Here is a 17125-nt window from a genome sequence, read left to right as displayed (position 1 = left end):
GGCGCGGCCACCGTGCGGGTGAACGTGCTGGGCGAGGACAATGTCCAGCCCACGCCGGCCCAGCTCGAGCAGATGCGCGGGATCGTCGACCGGGCCATGGAAGACGGCGCCATGGGTGTGGGCTCCGCCCTGATCTACGCCCCCGGGACCTTCGCCAAGACCGACGAACTGGCCGCCCTCGTCACCGAGGCCGGCCGCTGCGGCGGCATCTACATCAGCCACATGCGCTCGGAGGGCGACCATATCTTCGAGGCCACCGACGAGCTGATCGAGATCTCCCGCCGCTCGGGCGCGCCGGCCGAGGTCTTCCACATGAAGACCGCCGGCAAGGACAACTGGGCCAAGGAGGACGATTTCATCGGCAGGATCGAGGCCGCCCGCGCGCGCGGCCAGCGCATCACCGCCGACATGTACACCTATGCCGCCTCCTCCACCGGCTTCGACGCGGCCATGCCCACCTGGGTGCAGGCGGGCGGCGTGGAAGCCTGGATCGCCCGGCTCAAGGACCCCGCCACCCGGGCCAAGGTGATCGCCGAGATGCGCGAGGAGCATCCGAAGGACTGGGAGAACTCCTTCCGCCAGGCCGGCGGCGCGGAGGGCACGCTGCTGGTGGGCTTCAAGAACCCGGCGCTGAAGCCGCTCACCGGCAAGACCCTGGCGGAAGTCGCCAGGGCGCGCGGGACGAGCCCTGAGGACACCATCATCGACCTGATCATCGCCGACGGCTCCCGCGTCCAGGTGGTCTATTCCTCGATGAGCGAGGCCAATGTCGCCAGGCAGATGAAGCTGCCCTGGGTCAGCTTCGGCTCCGATGCCTCGGCCCAGGCGCCGGAGGGCGTCTTCCTGCTGTCCTCGACCCACCCGCGCGCCTACGGCAACTTCGTGCGCGTGCTGGGCAAGTACGCCCGCGACGAGAAGCTCCTGACCCTGCCCGAGGCGGTGCGTCGGCTCGCCGCCCTGCCGGCCCATAACCTGGGCCTGCACGACCGGGGGATGCTGAAGACCGGCTATTTCGCCGACGTGGTGATCTTCGATCCGGCCGCCGTCACCGACCACGCCACCTTCGTGAAGCCGCAGCAGTACGCCACCGGCGTCACCGACGTCTGGGTGAACGGCGCCCAGGTGCTGAAGGACAGCGAGGCCACGGGCGCCCCGGCCGGACGCGTGGTGCGCGGGCGCGGCTGGAAGGGCTGGAAGGACGGCGGCTGCCGCGCCTCGGCCCAGGCCTGGAGCTGGTAGGCGCCGTGCGCGGCCCGATCGCGCTCCTCGCCGCCCTTGCCGCCGCGCCGGCGGCCGCCCTCGCGGCGACCCCGGTCCCGACCCAGTTGCCGGTGGGCGTCGAGCCGATCGCCTACGACCTGACGGTCACCCCGGACGCCAAGGCGCTGACCTTCGCCGGCCACGAGACCATCGAGATCGACGTCAGCCGCGGCACGGACCGCGTGGTGCTGAACGCGCTGAACCTCGATATCGACAAGGCACAGATCGACGGCGCGCCCGCCGCGGCCGCCATCGATCCCAAAAACCAGACCGCCGCCTTCTCTGCCGGCCATGCGCTGAGGCCGGGCCGCCATCAACTGACCCTCGACTATTCCGGCAAGATCGTCGGCAGCGCGACCGGCTTCTTCCACGTGGACTATGCGGGCGGCCGGATGCTGACCACCCAGTTCGAGCCGGCCGACGCGCGCCGCTTCATGCCGGTCTTCGACGAGCCGTCCAAGAAGGCGGTGTTCACCCTCAGCGCCGTCGTCCCGCAGGGCCAGATGGCGGTCTCCAACATGCCGGAGGCGGCCAGCGAGCCCCTGGGGGCCGGCCTGAAGAAGGTGACGTTCAAGCCCACGCCCAAGATGAGCAGCTACCTGCTGTTCTTCGGGGTCGGCGACATGGAGCGGGTCAGCCGCGAGGTGGACGGCGTCACGGTCAGCGTCGTGGTGCGCAAGGGCCAGGCCGCCCAGGCCGCCTACGCCCTCGACACCGCCGCCCAGCTCCTGCCCTTCTTCAACGACTACTTCGGCCAGAAGTACCCCCTGCCCAAGCTCGACCTGGTGGCCGCGCCGGGCGACGTCTCAGGCTCCATGGAGAACTGGGGCGCCATCCTCTTCAGCCAGACCAACGTCGTCTTCGACCCCCGGTTCTCCAGCGCGGGCGACCGCGAGGGGATCTACCGGACCATCGCGCACGAGATGGCCCACCTGTGGTCCGGCGACCTGGTGACCATGGCCTGGTGGGACGACCTGTGGCTCAACGAGGGCTTCGCCTCCTGGATGGCCGCCAAGGCCACCGACCATTTCCATCCGGAATGGCGCTCCCTCCTGTCGGCGCAGACCGACAAGGACGAGGCGATGCTGCTGGACTCGCGGACCGGAACCCATCCCATCGTCCAGCGGGTGGCCACCGTCGCCCAGGCCGAGCAGGCCTTCGACGCCATCACCTACAAGAAGGGCGAGGCGGTGATCCGGATGCTCGAGGCCTACGCCGGCCCCGACGCCTGGCGGGCCGGCGTGCGGGCCTATCTGGCCGAGCACGCCTACGGCAACGCCACCAGCGACGACCTGTGGCGCGCCATCGACGCGGCGGCCGGCAAGCCGGTGTCGGCGGTGGCCCGGGACTTCACGGCCCAGCCCGGCGTGCCCCTGGTGCACGTAGCCTCCAGCTCCGCGGGGATCGTCCTCACCGAGACCCGGCTCACCGACGACGTGGTGGTCCAGGGCGTCAATATCGCCGCCAGCCGCCTGGACCTGGCGGCCATGGACGCACGCGTCCTGTCCTGGCGCGCGCCGGTGCGGCTGCAGTCGGCGAGCGGCGGGCCGGTGAAGGACCGGTTCCTCTCGCGCACCTCGCCGCAGGCGGGGTCGATGGGCGACATCGTGAACGCCGGCCAGCTCGGCTACTACCGGGTGATCTACGACGGGCCGGCCTTCGCGCGCCTGGCCGAGGCGTTCGGTCATATGGGCCCCGCCGACCAGCTCGGCCTGCTGCAGGATGGCCTCGCCCTGGGCATGGCTGGCCAGGCGCCGGTCGACAACTACCTGCGCCTCACCACCGCCCTGCCTGCCGACGCCGACCCGGTGGTCTGGCGCGGCCAGGCGCGCACCCTGGCGGGGCTGGACGGCTACTACGCCGCGGGCCCCAGCCGCGCGGCCTACCGCGCCTGGGCCTCCGGGGTGCTCGCGCCGGCGCTCACCCGCCTGAGCTTCGACGCCCGCGTGGGGGAGCCGGCGGCCGACGCCCTGCTGCGCGAGACCCTGCTGCTGGCGCTGAGCCAGCTCGGCGATCCCAAGGTGGCGGCCGAAGCCCGGCGGCGTTTCGCGGCCGCACGGGACGACCTGGGCAAGCTCTCGGCCGACGAACGGCGCTGGGTGCTGGTGGGCGCGGCCCGGGCGGCAGACCCGCCGACCTTCCAGGCGATCCGCGCCCTGGCGCGCGCGGCGCGCGACCCGCTGGAGCGCAACGACCTGTACGTGGACCTCGCGGCCGTGGAGGACGAGGCCCTGGCCGACCAGGTGCTGGCGCTCTCGATCACCGACGAGGCCCCCTCCAACCTGGCGCCGACCCTGGTGCGTGAGGTCTCCGCGCTGCATCCGCAACTGGCCTGGCGCTTCACCATCGCCAATCTGCCGGCGATCACCCGCACCCTGGACACGCTCGGCCGATCGACCTTCGTGCCGCGCATCGCCGAGGGCTCGAACGACCCGAGGCTGGCCGACGAGCTACGCGCCTTCGCCGCTAAGAACATCCCACCCGACGCCCAGGGCCAGGTGCAGGTGGCCCTGGCCCGCATCCGCAACAACGCCGACATCCAGGCCCGCCGCCTGCCGCAGGTCGACGCCTGGATCAACAATCACGGGCGGTAGTCGTAGGTGAGCTTCGGCCGGAAATCGCCGCGGCCCTGCGGAGTGAGGTCGAGCGCGGCCCAGAGCGGCCAGATCGCATCGATGTGGCGCGGATCCTGGCCGGGATCGGCCGGAGCGTAGGCGAGTTCGCTGCCCCAGGCGTGGCGGATTTGTCCATCCCGGCGCGCGAAGACGTTCATCATCGGCCGCTGCGACCCTTCCGGCGTCTCGGCGTGATAGTCGCGATGGAAGCTGTTGGCGGCCGAGGACAGCAGCCGGGTGTCGCGCCAGCCGCGGCTGGCGGCATGGGCCTGGAACCGCGCCAGCGGCGAGCGGGCGACCGCCGCGATCGCCACCTGCTGGCGGATGTGGCGCATCTCGCCGTCCAGGGCGTCGATGAAGGCGGTGCAGGACGGGCAGGCGTGGTCCATGTTCGGCCCGAGCATGAAGCCGTAGAGCAGCAAGGTGTCCTTGTCGCCAAACAGCTCGGAGAGCTTCACCGGCCCCTCGGCAGCCTCGAACACATAGTCCTGCGGGATCGCCCCGCCGGGCGGCAGGGCGCGGCGCTGGGCGGCGACCGCCTCGGTTTGGCGCCGCAGGTCGATCTCGGCCTCCAGCAGCCGCTCGCGTGCGGCGCGGTACTCGGCGCTCTCGTTCGGGAAGCGCCTGTCGTGGAGCGTGCGTTCGGCGACTTCAGACATGGCCATCCTCCGGCGATCAGCGGCTGAGGGCGGTGACTATAGTCCTCGCTCCGGCCTCCGTCGCCCGCGAGGGTCAGCGGTCCTTTTCGCGCTCGCCGATGGCGGCCTGGGCGGCGGCCAGCCGGGCGATGGGCACGCGGTAGGCCGAGCAAGAGACGTAGTCCAGGCCGACGCTTTCGCAGAACTGGATAGAGGCCGGGTCGCCGCCGTGCTCGCCGCAGATGCCGAGCTTGATGTTGGGCTTCACCGCCCGGCCGCGCTCGGCGGCGATGCGGATCAGGTCGCCGACGCCCTCCTGGTCGAGACTGACGAAGGGATCCTTCTCGAAGATCCCCTTGTCGATATAGGCGTTGAGGAACCGGCCTGAGTCGTCGCGGCTGATGCCGAAGGTGGTCTGGGTCAGGTCGTTGGTGCCGAAGGAGAAGAACTCGGCGTGCGCGGCCAGGTCGCCGGCGCGGATCGCCGCGCGCGGCAGCTCCACCATGGTGCCGACCAGGTACTCGATCTCGCGGCCTTTCTCGGCGATCACCGCCCTGGCCGTGCGGTCCGTCAGCTCACGGAGGAACTTCATCTCCTCGCCCTTGGCCACCAGGGGATGCATGATCTCCGGGATGGGAGCCGGACGGCCCGCGGCGGCCACCTCGCAGGCGGCCTCGATGATGGCGCGGACCTGCATCTCGTAGATTTCGGGATAGGAGACGCCGAGGCGGCAACCGCGGTGACCCAGCATGGGGTTCACCTCGTGCAGCTCCTGGGCGCGGCGCATCAGCTTTGCGGCGTCGAAGCCCGTGGCCTCGGCGACGGCGGCCACGTCCTCCTCCGTATGCGGAAGGAATTCGTGCAGCGGCGGGTCCAGCAGGCGGATGGTGACCGGCAGGCCCTCCATGATCCCGAACAGCTCGACGAAATCGTCGCGCTGCATGGGCAGGATCTTGGCGAGCGCGGCGCGGCGGCCCGCCTCGTCGTCGGCGAGGATCATCTCGCGCACGGCGGCGATCCGCGCGGGGTCGAAGAACATGTGCTCGGTGCGGCACAGGCCGATGCCCTCGGCCCCGAACTGGCGCGCGGTCCGGGCGTCGACGGCGGTCTCGGCGTTGGCGCGGACCTTCAGGCGCCGCACGCCGTCGGCCCAGCTCATCAGGGTGGCGAAGTCGCCGGAAAGTTCCGGCTCGATCATCTTGACCACGCCCGACAGCACCTCGCCGGTCGAGCCGTCGATGGTGATGATGTCGCCGGCGCGGAACACCCGCCCGCGCGTGCGCAGTTCGCCGGACTTCGCGTCGATCTGGATCTCGCCCGCGCCGGAGACGCAAGGCCGGCCCATGCCGCGGGCCACCACGGCGGCGTGGCTGGTCATGCCGCCCCGCGCGGTGACGATGCCGCGCGCGGCGTCCATGCCGCGGATGTCCTCCGGCGACGTCTCCTCGCGCACCAGGATGACCGCGCCCACCGAGCCGCCCTGCAACTCGGCCTCGGCGGCGGTGAAGACGATCTTGCCGGTGGCGGCGCCCGGCGAGGCCGGCAGGCCGGTGGCGATCACCTCGCGGTTGGACGAGGGGTCGATGGTGGGGTGCAGCAGTTGATCGAGGCTGGCGGGCTCGACCCGCATCACCGCCTCTTCCCGGGTGATCAGGCCTTCGGACGCCAGGTCCACGGCCACCTTCAGCGCGGCCTTGGCGGTGCGCTTGCCGTTGCGCGTCTGCAGCATGTAGAGCCGGCCCTTTTCGACCGTGAACTCGATGTCCTGCATGTCGCGGTAGTGGGTCTCGAGCTTCTCGACGACCGCCTTGAACTGCACGAAGACCTCGGGCAGCGCCTCCTCCATGGAGGGGTTCTTCTCGCCCATTTCCTCGCGGGCGATCTTGGTCAGGGCCTGGGGCGTACGGATACCGGCCACCACGTCCTCGCCCTGGGCGTTGATCAGATATTCGCCGTAGAGCCGGTTCTCGCCGGTGGAGGGGTTGCGGGTGAAGGCGACGCCCGTGGCCGAGGTCTCGCCCATGTTGCCGAACACCATGGACTGGACATTGACCGCCGTGCCCCAGCTTTCCGGGATGTCGTGCATCCGGCGGTAGAACTTCGCCCGGTCGTTCATCCAGCTCGCGAAGACGGCGCTGACCGCGCCCCAGAGCTGGGCCTGCGGGTCCTGCGGAAAGGCCTCGCCGAGCTCGCCCTCGACGGCCTTCTTGTAATCGCGGACCACCGCCTCCCAATCGTCGGCGGAGAGCGCGGTGTCGATGGTGACGTCGAGCCTTTCCTTATGCTCATCAAGGATTTCCTCGAACATGTGGTGATCCAGGTCGAGGACCACGTTCGAGTACATCTGGATGAAGCGGCGGTAGCTGTCGAAGGCGAAGCGGCGGTCGCCGGCGAGCTTGGCCAGGCCCTCGACCGTCTGGTCGTTGAGGCCCAGGTTCAGCACCGTGTCCATCATGCCGGGCATGGACGCGCGCGCGCCGGATCGCACCGAGACCAGCAGCGGGTTGGCCGGGTCGCCGAAGGCCTTGCCGGTCTGTTGCTCGACGATCTTCAGCGCCGTGGCCACCTGGGCTTCCAGCTCGGCGGGATAACGCCTGTCGTTGGCGTAGTAGTGGACGCAGGCCTCGGTGGTGATGGTGAAGCCCGGGGGAACCGGCAGGCCGAGCGACGACATCTCGGCCAGGTTCGCGCCCTTGCCGCCCAGGAGGTTCTTCATCGAGGCGTCGCCATCCGCGCGCCCACCGCCAAAGGCGTAGACCCAGCGCGTCTTGGTCATCGTCTCGGCCGGCATTGCAGTCCCTCGTCGTCTACTCTGGCTACCCGGTGATCTGGCTGAAGTCCGCCACGCGGCCCATCGCGTCACGCACCTTCACCAGAAGCCGCAGCCGGTTTTCCCGTTCCGCAGCTACATCGGAGTTCACTAAGACCTTGTCAAAGAAGGCGTCCACCGGCTCGCGCAGCTTGGCGAGCTCGCCCATGGCGGCGGCGTAGTCTTCCTTGTCCAGCGCCTTGCCGACCTCGACCTGCATGTGGCCGACGGCGTTGGTCAAGGCGCCCTCCTCGCCCGGCGCCGAGGCGTTGGGCTCGCCGCTGGGCAACGGCCCCTTCTTCTCCTCGGCCTTGAGGATGTTCACCGCGCGTTTGTAGCCGGCCAGCAGGTTCTTGCCGTCCTCGGTCCCGAGGAAGCCGGAGAGCGCGTTCACCTTGGAGACGATCCGGACAATATCGTCGTCGCCGAGCGCGAAGACCGCGTCCACCAGGTCATGCCGCTCACCCTGCTCGCGCAGGAGGACCTTCAGGCGGTCAGCGAGGAATTGAGATAAATCCCTCTGGACCGGCTCTAGCATCTGAAGCTGGATTTGAGGGCCGATGGGCTCTTTGGTCGGATCACCTTGGCCAATTTCGCCCAGAGCTCGGCCAGATTGTAGATTCTGAAGACGGACCTGTTCGTAGACAACGTGAATCGCCTGGCGCAGGCCAAGCCGTGCCCGCGTCCCCAGCAGGATGCGGATCACGCCGAGCGCCGCGCGGCGCAGCGCGTAGGGGTCTCGGCTGCCGGTGGGCTTTTCGTCGATGGCGAAGAAGCTGACCAGGGTGTCGAGCTTGTCGGCGAGCGCGACCGTGGCGGCCACGGCCTGCACCGGCACGTCGTCGTTCGGGCCCTGCGGCTTGTAGTGCCAGCGGATCGCATCGACGATCTCCGGCTCCAGGCCCTGCTTCTCGGCGTAGTAGCCGCCCATGATCCCCTGAAGTTCGGGGAACTCGCCCACCATGCCGCTGGTCAGGTCGGCCTTGCAGAGCAGAGCAGCCTGCTGAGCCAGGGCCTTGGTGGCTTCGTCGTCGCGGACGAACGGGGCCAGCTCGCCGGCCAGGGCCACGATCCGCTCGATCCGCTCGTACATGGTCCCGAGCTTGGCGTGGAAGGTGACGCCCTTCAGCTTTTCGAGGCGGTCCTCCAGGCGGACCCTCAGGTCCTCGTTCCAGAAGAACCGGGCGTCCGACAGCCGCGCCGACAGCACCCGCGCATTGCCGCTGGCGATCAGCTTGCCGCCGTCCGTGGCCTCGATATTCGCGACCGTGATGAAGTGCGGGACCAGGAATCCGGTCATAGGATCGCGCACCGCGAAGAACCGCTGGTGCACGCGCATCGAGGTGCGGATCACCTCCGGCGGCAGGTCCAGGAACGCCGGGTCCATGTCGCCCATCACGGGCGTCGGCCATTCGGCGAGCCCTGAGACCTCGTCCAGCAGGCCCTCGTCCTCGACCAGCTCGAAATTGCGCGCGAAACAGAGGGTGCGCGCGGCGTCCAGGATGCGCTCCTTGCGCTCCTCCGGGTCAAGCACGACGAAGTTCCGCGCCAGGCCGTCGGCGTAGGCGTCGAAGTCGCGGACGTGGAAGGCCTGGCCCGAGCCCATGAACCGGTGGCCCTCGGTCAGGTCGCCCGCCACATGGCCGTCGATCTCGAACGGCACGACCTGGCCGTCGAACACGCACAGAATGCGCTGCAGCGGCCGCACCCAGCGCAGCTTCGAGGTCCCGGAGACCATCGACTTGGGCCAGGGAAAGCCGCGGACGATGCCGTCGACCATCTCGGCGATGATCTCAGCCGTCGGGCGCCCGGCCTTGTGCAGGTGGGCGAAATAGACGCCGTCGCGCTCGGTGAGCTGGTCGCGGGTAAGGCCGGTGGAGCGCAGGAAGCCGTCGATCGCCTGGTCCGGCGCGCCCACGCGGGGGCCTTTGCGCTCCTCGTGGCGGTCGGGCTGCGACGCCGCCAGCCCCTCGGCCACCAGGGTCAGCCGCCGCGGCCCCGCGAAGGTCTTCAGCGCCTCCGGCAACAGCCCCTCGGCCGCCAGCTTCTCCCGCGCCAGGCGCTCCAGGTCGCGCGCAGCGCCGGCCTGCATGCGCGCGGGGATTTCTTCGCTAAAAAGTTCGAGGAGAAGTTGAGGCATGGTTACGCTCCCTTCCTCCTCGATGGAGGAAGGGTCGGGGATGGTGGTGTGGCTGCTGAGGTGAAGGAAACGCTCTGCAGGGCGCCGGCGCCGACCTGAGTTTCCACACCCAACTCTCTGCGCGCACCACCACCCAACCCTCCTCCATCGAGGAGGAGGAGGGCTTTCACGGCTTCGGCGCGGCCATATACGTCGCCGCGCACTTGGCGATCCGTGAAGCGCACCACACGGTAACCCTCGCCTTCGAGCCAACGCTGGCGTTCGACATCCCTCAGCTGGACGTCGGCCAGCCGCTCATGCACGCCACCATCAATCTCGATGACAAGCCGCTGAGCATGGCAGGCAAAATCTGCGAAGTAGCGACCAATCGGAGCCTGCCGCCGGAAATTCACGTCCAGCTTCCGCAGCTCCAGCCAGAGCTTCTGCTCCGTCGAGGTCATGCGGTGCTTCAAACCACGCGCGCGAGCGGTCGTCGCCCGCGACTGTCCGGCGCGTTCGAACATCACGCGCCGCCCTGCTGGGCCACATAGACCTCGGCGCACATCTTACAGAGGTCGCGGATTCGGCCGATGTAGCTCTGGCGTTCGGCCACGGCGATCGCGCCGCGGGCGTCCATGATGTTGAACAGGTGACTGGCCTTCAGCACGTGGTCGTAGGCCGGCAGCACCAGTTGCTCGCCCTGGCGGCCGCGCGCGCCCAGGATGCGCGGCACCTGCCGCTCCATGTCCTCGAACTGGCGCTTGAAGACCTCGACGTCGGCGACTTCGAGCTCGAAGGCCGAGAACTGCTGCTCATTGGCCAGGAACACCTCGCCATAGGTGAACTCGTCGTTGTAGCGCAGGTCGTAGACGCTATCGACGTTCTGCAGATAGAGGCTGAGCCGCTCCAGGCCGATGGTCAGCTCGCCCGCCGCCGGGAAGACGTCGAGCCCGCCCACCTGCTGGAAGTAGGTGTACTGGGTGATCTCCATCCCGTCGCACCACACCTCCCAGCCGAGGCCCCAGGCGCCCACGGTGGGGTTCTCCCAGTCGTCCTCGACGAAGCGGATGTCGTGGACCCTGGGGTCGATGCCGATCGCCTCCAGCGAGCCCAGGTAGAGTTCCTGCAGGTTGGCAGGATTGGGCTTCAGGATCACCTGGTACTGGTGGTGCTGGCGCAGCCGGTTGGGGTTCTCGCCATAGCGGCCGTCGGCCGGGCGGCGCGAGGGCTGCACATAGGCGACCTTCCAGGGCTTGGGCCCCAGGGCGCGCAGCACCGTGGCCGGGTTCAGGGTCCCTGCCCCCACCTCGACGTCATAGGCCTGCAGGATCACGCAGCCTTGCGCGCCCCAATATTCGTGCAGCTTCAGGATCAGATCCTGAAACGAAAGCGGCTTGTCGGGCATGGGAGCAGAACTGTCGGGGGACTGGGGCTGTCGGGGCTTGTTCGCAGGCGCAAAAAAAAGTCGGCGGACCATAGGGCCCGCCGACCTTGGCTTCAACCCGCACCGGCCCCGAAAGGGGGCGCGGAATTCAGACGCCTGGGCCTCAGTTGCCCTTGGGTGCGGTGCGCTTGCCGGCGTGCGACATCGGCTGGCCGTACTTGGCGCGGTTGGCCGCGGTGTCCGGGACCGGGCCGTTGGTGGTCAGGGTGTTGGTCACCGAGGCGCCGGTGGCCGGATCGGTGGTCGTCACCGAGGTCGATACGGCGGCGCCGGTGGAGGCGGCGTCGGTGGAGGTGGTGGCGCTGACCGGCGGCGCGGAGGCCGTCGTCGTCGTGGTGGTCGTGGTCTGCTGCGCGTACGCCGCGCCGCCGATGAGGGCGGTCGCGGCGACGGCGGTGATCAGGGTGGCGATCTTCATGGCGTGGTCTCCGGTTGCCTTCGTCAGCACCTAAAAGCCCCCACGCCGGTGAAGGTTCATTTCTTCTTCTTCGTGGCCGGCTTGGCCGCAGGCGTCGGATCCGGCGCGGCGGCGGGCGCAGCCTCCGGCGGCGGCTCGGGCAGGGCCTCCGGCACGGAGCCCGCGACCATCAGGGCGTCCACCACGTGGATGACCCCGTTCGACGCCATCACGTCGGCCTGGATGATGGTGGCGTTGTCCGCCTTCAGCGTCCCGTCCGTGGCGGTGCCGTCGACGACGATCTTGTCGCCCGCGCCGGACGGCAGGCCGCCGTGTGCGCCCTTGATCTTCGAGGAGTCGATCTTGGCGTTGATGATGTAGTGCAGCAGGAACTTCTGCAGGCCCGGCTTGTCGGCCATCAGGCTGTCGAGCCTGGACTGTGGGAAAGCCGCGTCGGTCGGAGCGAACACCGTCAGGCCCGGGCTCGACTTCAAGAGGCTCGACAGGTTGGTCGCGTCGAGCGCCTTCACGAAGACCGTGAAATTGGGCGAGGCCCGCAGCGTCGAGCTGAGGTCGCCGGCCGGGACCAGCTTGGCCGTCGCGGCGGCCGGAGGCGCGGCGGGCGCCGGAGCCTGCGCCATGGCGGCGCCGGCGATCAGGGAAACGGCCGCGGCCGCGGTCAGCAAACGATAGATCGGCATCAGGTCCTCGGTTTGATTTCGAAAAGCCCTTGGGAAACGCGCACGTACCATGAGGGGTCGCCGTGTCCTACGTGCGGCGGAGCCTAGATTTCCAGGTCACGGGTTCGTGAACGTGAGGTTCGCAGCCTAGAACAAACCCGCTGGACGGCTCAATCGCCCAAATTTCGGGCGCCCGCCGCCAGGGCCGCTCAGAAACCGGGCGGCGGCCGCCTTCTTGCTCAGCTTGCCCGTCCCATCGGGCCGCGGCCGCGCCTCGCGCCGATAGCGTCTGACCACCGGCGCGAGACGGGGATGGGGACAATTCGCGGCGGCGCCAAAGTCAACACAGACGGCCGGTCCAGCCTCAAGGACCGCGCGGGAGCGAGCGGATGAAACTGATCATGGCGATCGTCAAACCCTTCAAGCTGGACGACGTGCGCGAAGCGCTCGTGGGCGCCGGCGTCGAAGGCCTGACGGTTTCGGAAGTCAAAGGCTACGGCCGGCAGAAAGGGCAGACCGAGATTTACCGGGGTGCGGAATACCAGGTGAATTTCCTGCCCAAGGTGAAGCTCGAGGCGGTGGTCGACGACGCCGCCGTCGGCAAGGCGGTCGAGGCGGTCAAGGCCGCCGCCGCCACCGGCAAGATCGGCGACGGCAAGATCTTCGTCCTCAATGTCGAGGACGCCGTGCGCATCCGGACCGGCGAGACCGGCGCCGCGGCGCTCTAGCGGTCAAAAATTCAAGGGGACATGACAGCCATGAAGCTTATCGGATTGAAAAGGCTGGCGGGGCTCGCGCTCGCCGCCGCCGTGATCGGGGGTCCGCTCGCGGGCTCCGCGATTGCACAGACCGCCGCCGCCCCGGCCGCTCCGGCGCCCGCCGCGGCGGCCCCGGCCGCAACTCCGGCGCCTGACGCCACGGCCGCGGCGCCTGCCGCCGCCGCAGCGGCTCCGGCCGCCGCCGCGCCCGCCGCAACCCCGGCCCCGCCGAAGATCGACACCGGCGACACGGCCTGGATGCTCACCTCCTCGGTGTTGGTCCTGATGATGACCATCCCGGGTCTGGCGCTCTTCTACGCCGGCATGGTGCGCAAGAAGAACATCCTGGCGACGCTCGCCCAGAGCTTCGCCGCCACGGCGCTGATCACCGTCCTTTGGATGATCATCGGCTACTCGGTCGCCTTCACCGACGGGGGCAAGAACAACGCCTTCATCGGCGGGGTGAAGTACCTGCTGCTCGGCCCGATGGGGCTCAACGCGACCAGCACCCTGGCGCCGACGATCCCCGAGTCCGTCTACATGTTCTTCCAGATGACCTTCGCGATCATCACTCCGGCGCTGATCGCCGGGGCCCTGGCCGACCGCATGAAGTTCTCCGCCTTCCTGACCTTCATGGGCGCCTGGCTGCTGTTCGTCTACTGCCCGATCGCCCACTGGGTGTGGGGCGGCGGCTGGCTGGGGACCATGGGCGCGCTGGACTACGCCGGCGGCACCGTGGTGCACCTGAACGCCGGCACCGCGGGCCTCGTGGCGGCCCTGATGCTCGGCAAGCGCAAGGGCCTGGGCGTCGAGAACATGGCGCCGCACAACCTGGCCTACAGCGTGATCGGCGCCTCGCTCCTGTGGGTCGGCTGGTTCGGTTTCAACGCCGGCTCCGCGGTGACCTCCAACGTCAACGCCGGCATGGCCGCCGCCGCGACCCAGATCGCCACGGCCGCCGCGGCGCTCGCCTGGATGTTCGCCGAGTGGATCATCTCCAAGAAGCCGTCGGTCCTGGGCATGGTCTCGGGCGCGGTGGCGGGCCTGGTGGCGATCACGCCCGCCTCCGGCTTCGTCAACCCGATGGGTGCGCTGATCATCGGCCTCGCGGCCGGGGTGGTCTGCTACATCTCCGCGGTCCACGTGAAGAAGATGATCGGCTACGACGACGCCCTGGACTGCTGGGGCGTGCACGGCGTCGGCGGGGCCCTGGGCGCCCTGCTGACCGGCGTTTTCGCCAGCAAGCTGATCAACCCCACGGGCGCGCCGAAGGGCGGCCTGCTGGAGGGCAACGGCCACCAGATGGTGCTGCAGTTCTACGACGTCGGCGCGACCTTCCTCTACTGCGGGGCCGTGACCTTCGTGATCCTGCTGGTGATCAAGTACACGATCGGCCTGCGGGTCTCCGAAGAGGTCGAGGTCGAGGGTCTCGACATCAACCTCCACGGCGAGATCGTGCACGGCTGACGCACGGCCCGAGGAGACTGGGAGTACGGAACGGGGGTCCTTCGGGGCCCCCGTTTTCGTTCAGGGGAATCCACGAACCACACGAACGCGCTGGTTCCTGAGACTCCGCGGCAGCGGAGGCTCAGTCATCTTCAAGCACGGATCGCACGGATTTCCACGGATAGCGCCGGCGCCCATCCGTGTGATCCGTGGTTCTATTTGGAAGGCGCCCGCTGCACGGGGCTTTCAGACCCAGACCCGTTCGTGTGGTTCGTGGACAGACACTATGCCGGATCCGGCCACGGCCCGCCGAGGCGGCAGCGCTGGACCCACCAGGAGGGCGACATCGCCTCCAGGCGCTCCGCCAGGCTCTCGGCCTCGATGTCGCTGGCGCAAAGCGCGAAGCAGGTCCCGCCCGACCCGGACACCCGGGCCAGCAGGGCCTCGGGCTCGTTCGCCAGGGTTTCGAGCACGGCCCCGACCGCGGGCGCCGTGGCGATCGCCGGAGCCTCCAGGTCGTTGCGCAGGCCGGCCAGCCAGGCGGCCAGTTCCGTGGCGTCCTCGAAGGCGTCCGGCGCGGCCGGCGGCGTGACGTCGCCGAAGCGGCCCGACGCGTCGTAGCGCCGGTAGACCTCGGCGGTGGAGACCGGCACCCGCGGGTTGACCAGCACGGCGTCCAGGGCCGGCAGGCCGGGGGCGGCGCTGAGCCGCTCTCCCCTGCCCTGCGCGATCGCCGGCGCGCCCCACAGGCAGGCCGCGCCGTCCGAGCCGAGCGCGGCGGCCAGCGCCTCCAGCCGCGCATTGTCCACCGCAAGGCCGAAGGTCTCCCGCAACAGGCGCAGCGTCGCGCCCGCGTCGCTGGAGCCACCGCCCAGGCCCGAGGCCACCGGCAGACGCTTGTCCAGGCTGATGCCGACCGGCGGCAACGGCCGCCTGCCCTCGGCGATCAGCGCCTTGGCGGCCCGCAGCACCAGGTTGTCGCCGTCCGCGCCCAGGTCGCGCGCGAAGGGGCCGCCGACCGCCAGCGTCAGGGCCTCGGCGTCGAAGGTCGACACCGCGTCGCCGACGTCTGCGAAGGCCATCAGGCTGCAGATCGGATGGTAGCCATCGGCCGGCGCGCCGACGTGCAGGTACAGGTTCACCTTGGCCGGCGCGAACGCCACGCGGGCCATGGCTACTTGTCGGCGAGCTTGGGGGCCGGCCCGTCAGGGCCCAGGCCCGAGGCGAGTTTGGCTTCGGCGCTGGCCTTGATCTTGTCGTCCGGCTTCAGGGTCAGCACGCGCCGCCACTGGAACTGCGCCTCGTCGCGGCGGCCCACCTTCCAGTAGGCGTCGCCCAGGTGGTTGTTGATCTCCGGATCGCCGGCGTCGAGCTCGACCGCCTGCTCCAGCTTCTCCGTCGCCTGCTTGTAGTCGCCCATGCGGTAGTAGGCCCAGCCCAGGCTGTCGACCATGGCGCCGGAGCGCGGATCGGCGGCGACGGCCTTCTGGACCATGGCCAGCGCCTCCTTCAGGTGCTCGCCGCGGTCGATCCAGGAATAGCCGAGATAGTTCAGGAGCTCCGGCTCGTCCGGCCGCGCCGTGAGCGCCGCCTGCAGGTCGGCCTGCGCCTCCGGCCAGCGGTTCAGCCGCTCGTTGGTCACGCCGCGCGAATAGAGCAGCCGCCAGTCCGGCGTCTTGGTCTGGGCGATCAGCCCGTCCAGCACCTTGGCGGCTTCGGCATATTGCTCGTCGGAGCGCAGCAGGTCGGCCAGGGTCACCCGCGCGTCGGTGTCGCCGGAGGCTGCGGCCGCGCGAGCCAGCTTCAGCGCCGTCACCTTGTCGTCGGCGCCCTGGTACGTCCAGGCGAGCTTGGCCTGGGCGGTCGAATACTCCATCGAGCCCGGCTTGGGATGCCCGTAGGCCGCCCGCGCGGACTCCGTGTCGCCGGAGCCCTGCATCAGGTCGCCGACCATCACCCAGGCCTCGTCGCGGGCCGGATCGAGCCGCAGCACCAGCCGCAGGTAGATGAGCGCCAACTGGGTCTGCTTGGCGGCGATCATGGTGGCCGCCGGCGCCAGCAGGGCCTGGGCCGCACCTTCGCGGATCGTCGGCATGGGCGGCACGGCCTTGCCCGCCGAGGCGCGGGCCTGGGCGGCCTTCACCGCGATCGAGTCCGGCTCGCGGGCCAGGTGGTCGCCGTAGAGCGCCAGGGCGTCGACCCGGCGGCCGCGCCGCTCCAGGAACCCGCCATAGGCCAGGACCGCCATCTCCGTCGGCTGTTCCACCGAGACCGCCGCCTTGAAGTCGGTCTCCGCCTCATCATAGCGCTTGGCGCGCTCGAACAGCGCGCCCTGGGCGAGCTGGCCGAAATAGTCCACCAGCCGGTCGCCGCGCACCTGCGGCCGCGCGACCGAGCCTTCGGTGTCGCCGGCCTGCGCCGCCGCCCAGGGCGTCAGCAGGACCGCTGCCGGCTTGTGCGGGAAGCCGATGCCGGGATCGTTGAGCAGGGCGACCGCTTCCTTGCCCTTGCCATCGGCCAGCGCCTCGACGCCCACCACCAGCTTTCCGAGCCGCTTGGAGGCCTCGCTGGCCTGGTCGCCGCCGGGGGCCAGGGTGGAGGCCTTCTGGATGTCGCCGGCCAGCAGGGCGGCGGTGAAGGCCCGCTCGGCGATCATGCTGTCGCCGCTCTCCAGCCGCGCCTGGTCGAAGAACTTCGCGGCCTCGGCCGAGCGGCCGTTGTTCAGCGCCTGCTCGCCGGCCAGGAACTTGCCGTAAGAGGAGGCGGAGGCGACCTGCTCGGCCGCGGCGGCGGGCGAGGCGGCGGCCGCCGCCGACCTGGGTCCGCCGGGCGCGGTGGCGCAGGCGGCCATGAGGACCAGGGGAGCGGCGGCGGTGAGCAACTGGGCTAGGCGCATGGGGAAACCATCGACCCTAAGGATGGCTGCGGCAAGGCGCCGTGCTGTCGCAAACCGAACGCA

13 protein-coding genes are annotated in these 17125 nt (G+C 69.9%); 4 read left to right on the top strand and 9 right to left on the bottom strand.

Features of this window, described 5'->3' with window-relative positions:
• Together VNW53_RS13680 and VNW53_RS13675 are read left to right on the top strand one after the other, a co-directional pair.
• The coding region (locus VNW53_RS13680) for an N-acyl-D-amino-acid deacylase family protein (protein WP_325556242.1) at nucleotides 1-1239 on the top strand (1239 nt) is incomplete at its 5' end.
• Nucleotides 1240-1244: 5 nt separating this feature from the next.
• Complete coding sequence (locus VNW53_RS13675) at nucleotides 1245-3854, top strand: M1 family metallopeptidase (RefSeq protein WP_325556241.1); 2610 nt, start codon at nucleotides 1245-1247, stop codon at nucleotides 3852-3854.
• Here VNW53_RS13675 and VNW53_RS13670 read toward each other — a convergent pair.
• The 7 genes from VNW53_RS13670 to VNW53_RS13640 all read right to left on the bottom strand — a co-directional run bounded on the left by VNW53_RS13670 (nucleotide 3842) and on the right by VNW53_RS13640 (nucleotide 11983).
• A complete protein-coding gene (locus VNW53_RS13670) occupies nucleotides 3842-4534 on the bottom strand; it encodes a DUF899 family protein (RefSeq protein WP_325556240.1) in 693 nt (230 codons plus the stop codon). The genes VNW53_RS13675 and VNW53_RS13670 overlap by 13 nt on opposite strands.
• Nucleotides 4535-4607: 73 nt before the next feature.
• On the bottom strand, nucleotides 4608-7304 hold the full coding sequence (ppdK, locus tag VNW53_RS13665) for a pyruvate, phosphate dikinase (RefSeq protein WP_325556239.1): 2697 nt from the start codon (nucleotides 7302-7304) through the stop codon (nucleotides 4608-4610).
• 25 nt (nucleotides 7305-7329) lie between these two features.
• Nucleotides 7330-9462, bottom strand: a complete 2133-nt coding sequence (gene glyS, locus VNW53_RS13660) for a glycine--tRNA ligase subunit beta (protein WP_325556238.1) — start codon at nucleotides 9460-9462, stop codon at nucleotides 7330-7332.
• A 2-nt stretch (nucleotides 9463-9464) separates the two neighbouring features.
• Entirely contained in the window at nucleotides 9465-9965 is a 501-nt protein-coding gene (locus tag VNW53_RS13655; RefSeq protein ID WP_325556237.1) for an endonuclease domain-containing protein, read from the bottom strand.
• Nucleotides 9965-10846, bottom strand: coding sequence for a glycine--tRNA ligase subunit alpha (locus VNW53_RS13650; protein WP_325556236.1), 882 nt, complete (start codon nucleotides 10844-10846; stop codon nucleotides 9965-9967). The genes VNW53_RS13655 and VNW53_RS13650 overlap by 1 nt, the downstream gene beginning before the upstream one ends.
• A 142-nt stretch (nucleotides 10847-10988) precedes the next feature.
• Nucleotides 10989-11303, bottom strand: coding sequence for a hypothetical protein (locus VNW53_RS13645; RefSeq protein ID WP_325556235.1), 315 nt, complete (start codon nucleotides 11301-11303; stop codon nucleotides 10989-10991).
• Between the two features lie 56 nt (nucleotides 11304-11359).
• On the bottom strand, nucleotides 11360-11983 hold the full coding sequence (locus VNW53_RS13640; RefSeq protein WP_325556234.1) for a fasciclin domain-containing protein: 624 nt from the start codon (nucleotides 11981-11983) through the stop codon (nucleotides 11360-11362).
• 368 nt (nucleotides 11984-12351) lie between these two features.
• On the opposite strand from VNW53_RS13640, the gene VNW53_RS13635 reads away from it, so the two are divergent.
• Together VNW53_RS13635 and VNW53_RS13630 are read left to right on the top strand one after the other, a co-directional pair.
• Nucleotides 12352-12690, top strand: coding sequence for a P-II family nitrogen regulator (locus VNW53_RS13635; protein ID WP_293372711.1), 339 nt, complete (start codon nucleotides 12352-12354; stop codon nucleotides 12688-12690).
• 30 nt (nucleotides 12691-12720) lie between these two features.
• Nucleotides 12721-14187, top strand: a complete 1467-nt coding sequence (locus VNW53_RS13630; protein WP_325556232.1) for an ammonium transporter — start codon at nucleotides 12721-12723, stop codon at nucleotides 14185-14187.
• A 263-nt stretch (nucleotides 14188-14450) separates the two neighbouring features.
• Here VNW53_RS13630 and VNW53_RS13625 read toward each other — a convergent pair whose 3' ends face one another.
• Both VNW53_RS13625 and VNW53_RS13620 read right to left on the bottom strand, forming a co-directional pair.
• Nucleotides 14451-15338, bottom strand: a complete 888-nt coding sequence (locus VNW53_RS13625; protein ID WP_325556231.1) for a 4-(cytidine 5'-diphospho)-2-C-methyl-D-erythritol kinase — start codon at nucleotides 15336-15338, stop codon at nucleotides 14451-14453.
• Nucleotides 15339-15340: 2 nt separating this feature from the next.
• Nucleotides 15341-17062, bottom strand: a complete 1722-nt coding sequence (locus VNW53_RS13620) for a tetratricopeptide repeat protein (protein ID WP_325556229.1) — start codon at nucleotides 17060-17062, stop codon at nucleotides 15341-15343.
• Nucleotides 17063-17125 lie beyond the last annotated feature (63 nt).

This window comes from Phenylobacterium sp. (assembly GCF_035569475.1).
Taxonomy (GTDB): Bacteria; Pseudomonadota; Alphaproteobacteria; order Caulobacterales; family Caulobacteraceae; genus Phenylobacterium.
Note: the sequence above shows the minus strand (reverse complement) of the source record. Positions and strands in the feature narration are given on the sequence as shown.

What these genes read in the sequence shown, in the direction of transcription:
- VNW53_RS13640 (WP_325556234.1), bottom strand. Translation starts at nt 11,983, where the DNA reads ATGCCGATCTATCGTTTGCTGACCGCGGCCGCGGCCGTTTCCCTGATC.
- VNW53_RS13670 (WP_325556240.1), bottom strand. Translation starts at nt 4,534, where the DNA reads ATGTCTGAAGTCGCCGAACGCACGCTCCACGACAGGCGCTTCCCGAAC.
- VNW53_RS13655 (WP_325556237.1), bottom strand. Translation starts at nt 9,965, where the DNA reads ATGTTCGAACGCGCCGGACAGTCGCGGGCGACGACCGCTCGCGCGCGT.
- VNW53_RS13645 (WP_325556235.1), bottom strand. Translation starts at nt 11,303, where the DNA reads ATGAAGATCGCCACCCTGATCACCGCCGTCGCCGCGACCGCCCTCATC.
- VNW53_RS13630 (WP_325556232.1), top strand. Translation starts at nt 12,721, where the DNA reads ATGAAGCTTATCGGATTGAAAAGGCTGGCGGGGCTCGCGCTCGCCGCC.
- VNW53_RS13650 (WP_325556236.1), bottom strand. Translation starts at nt 10,846, where the DNA reads ATGCCCGACAAGCCGCTTTCGTTTCAGGATCTGATCCTGAAGCTGCAC.
- VNW53_RS13620 (WP_325556229.1), bottom strand. Translation starts at nt 17,062, where the DNA reads ATGCGCCTAGCCCAGTTGCTCACCGCCGCCGCTCCCCTGGTCCTCATG.
- ppdK (WP_325556239.1), bottom strand. Translation starts at nt 7,304, where the DNA reads ATGCCGGCCGAGACGATGACCAAGACGCGCTGGGTCTACGCCTTTGGC.
- VNW53_RS13625 (WP_325556231.1), bottom strand. Translation starts at nt 15,338, where the DNA reads ATGGCCCGCGTGGCGTTCGCGCCGGCCAAGGTGAACCTGTACCTGCAC.
- VNW53_RS13635 (WP_293372711.1), top strand. Translation starts at nt 12,352, where the DNA reads ATGAAACTGATCATGGCGATCGTCAAACCCTTCAAGCTGGACGACGTG.
- glyS (WP_325556238.1), bottom strand. Translation starts at nt 9,462, where the DNA reads ATGCCTCAACTTCTCCTCGAACTTTTTAGCGAAGAAATCCCCGCGCGC.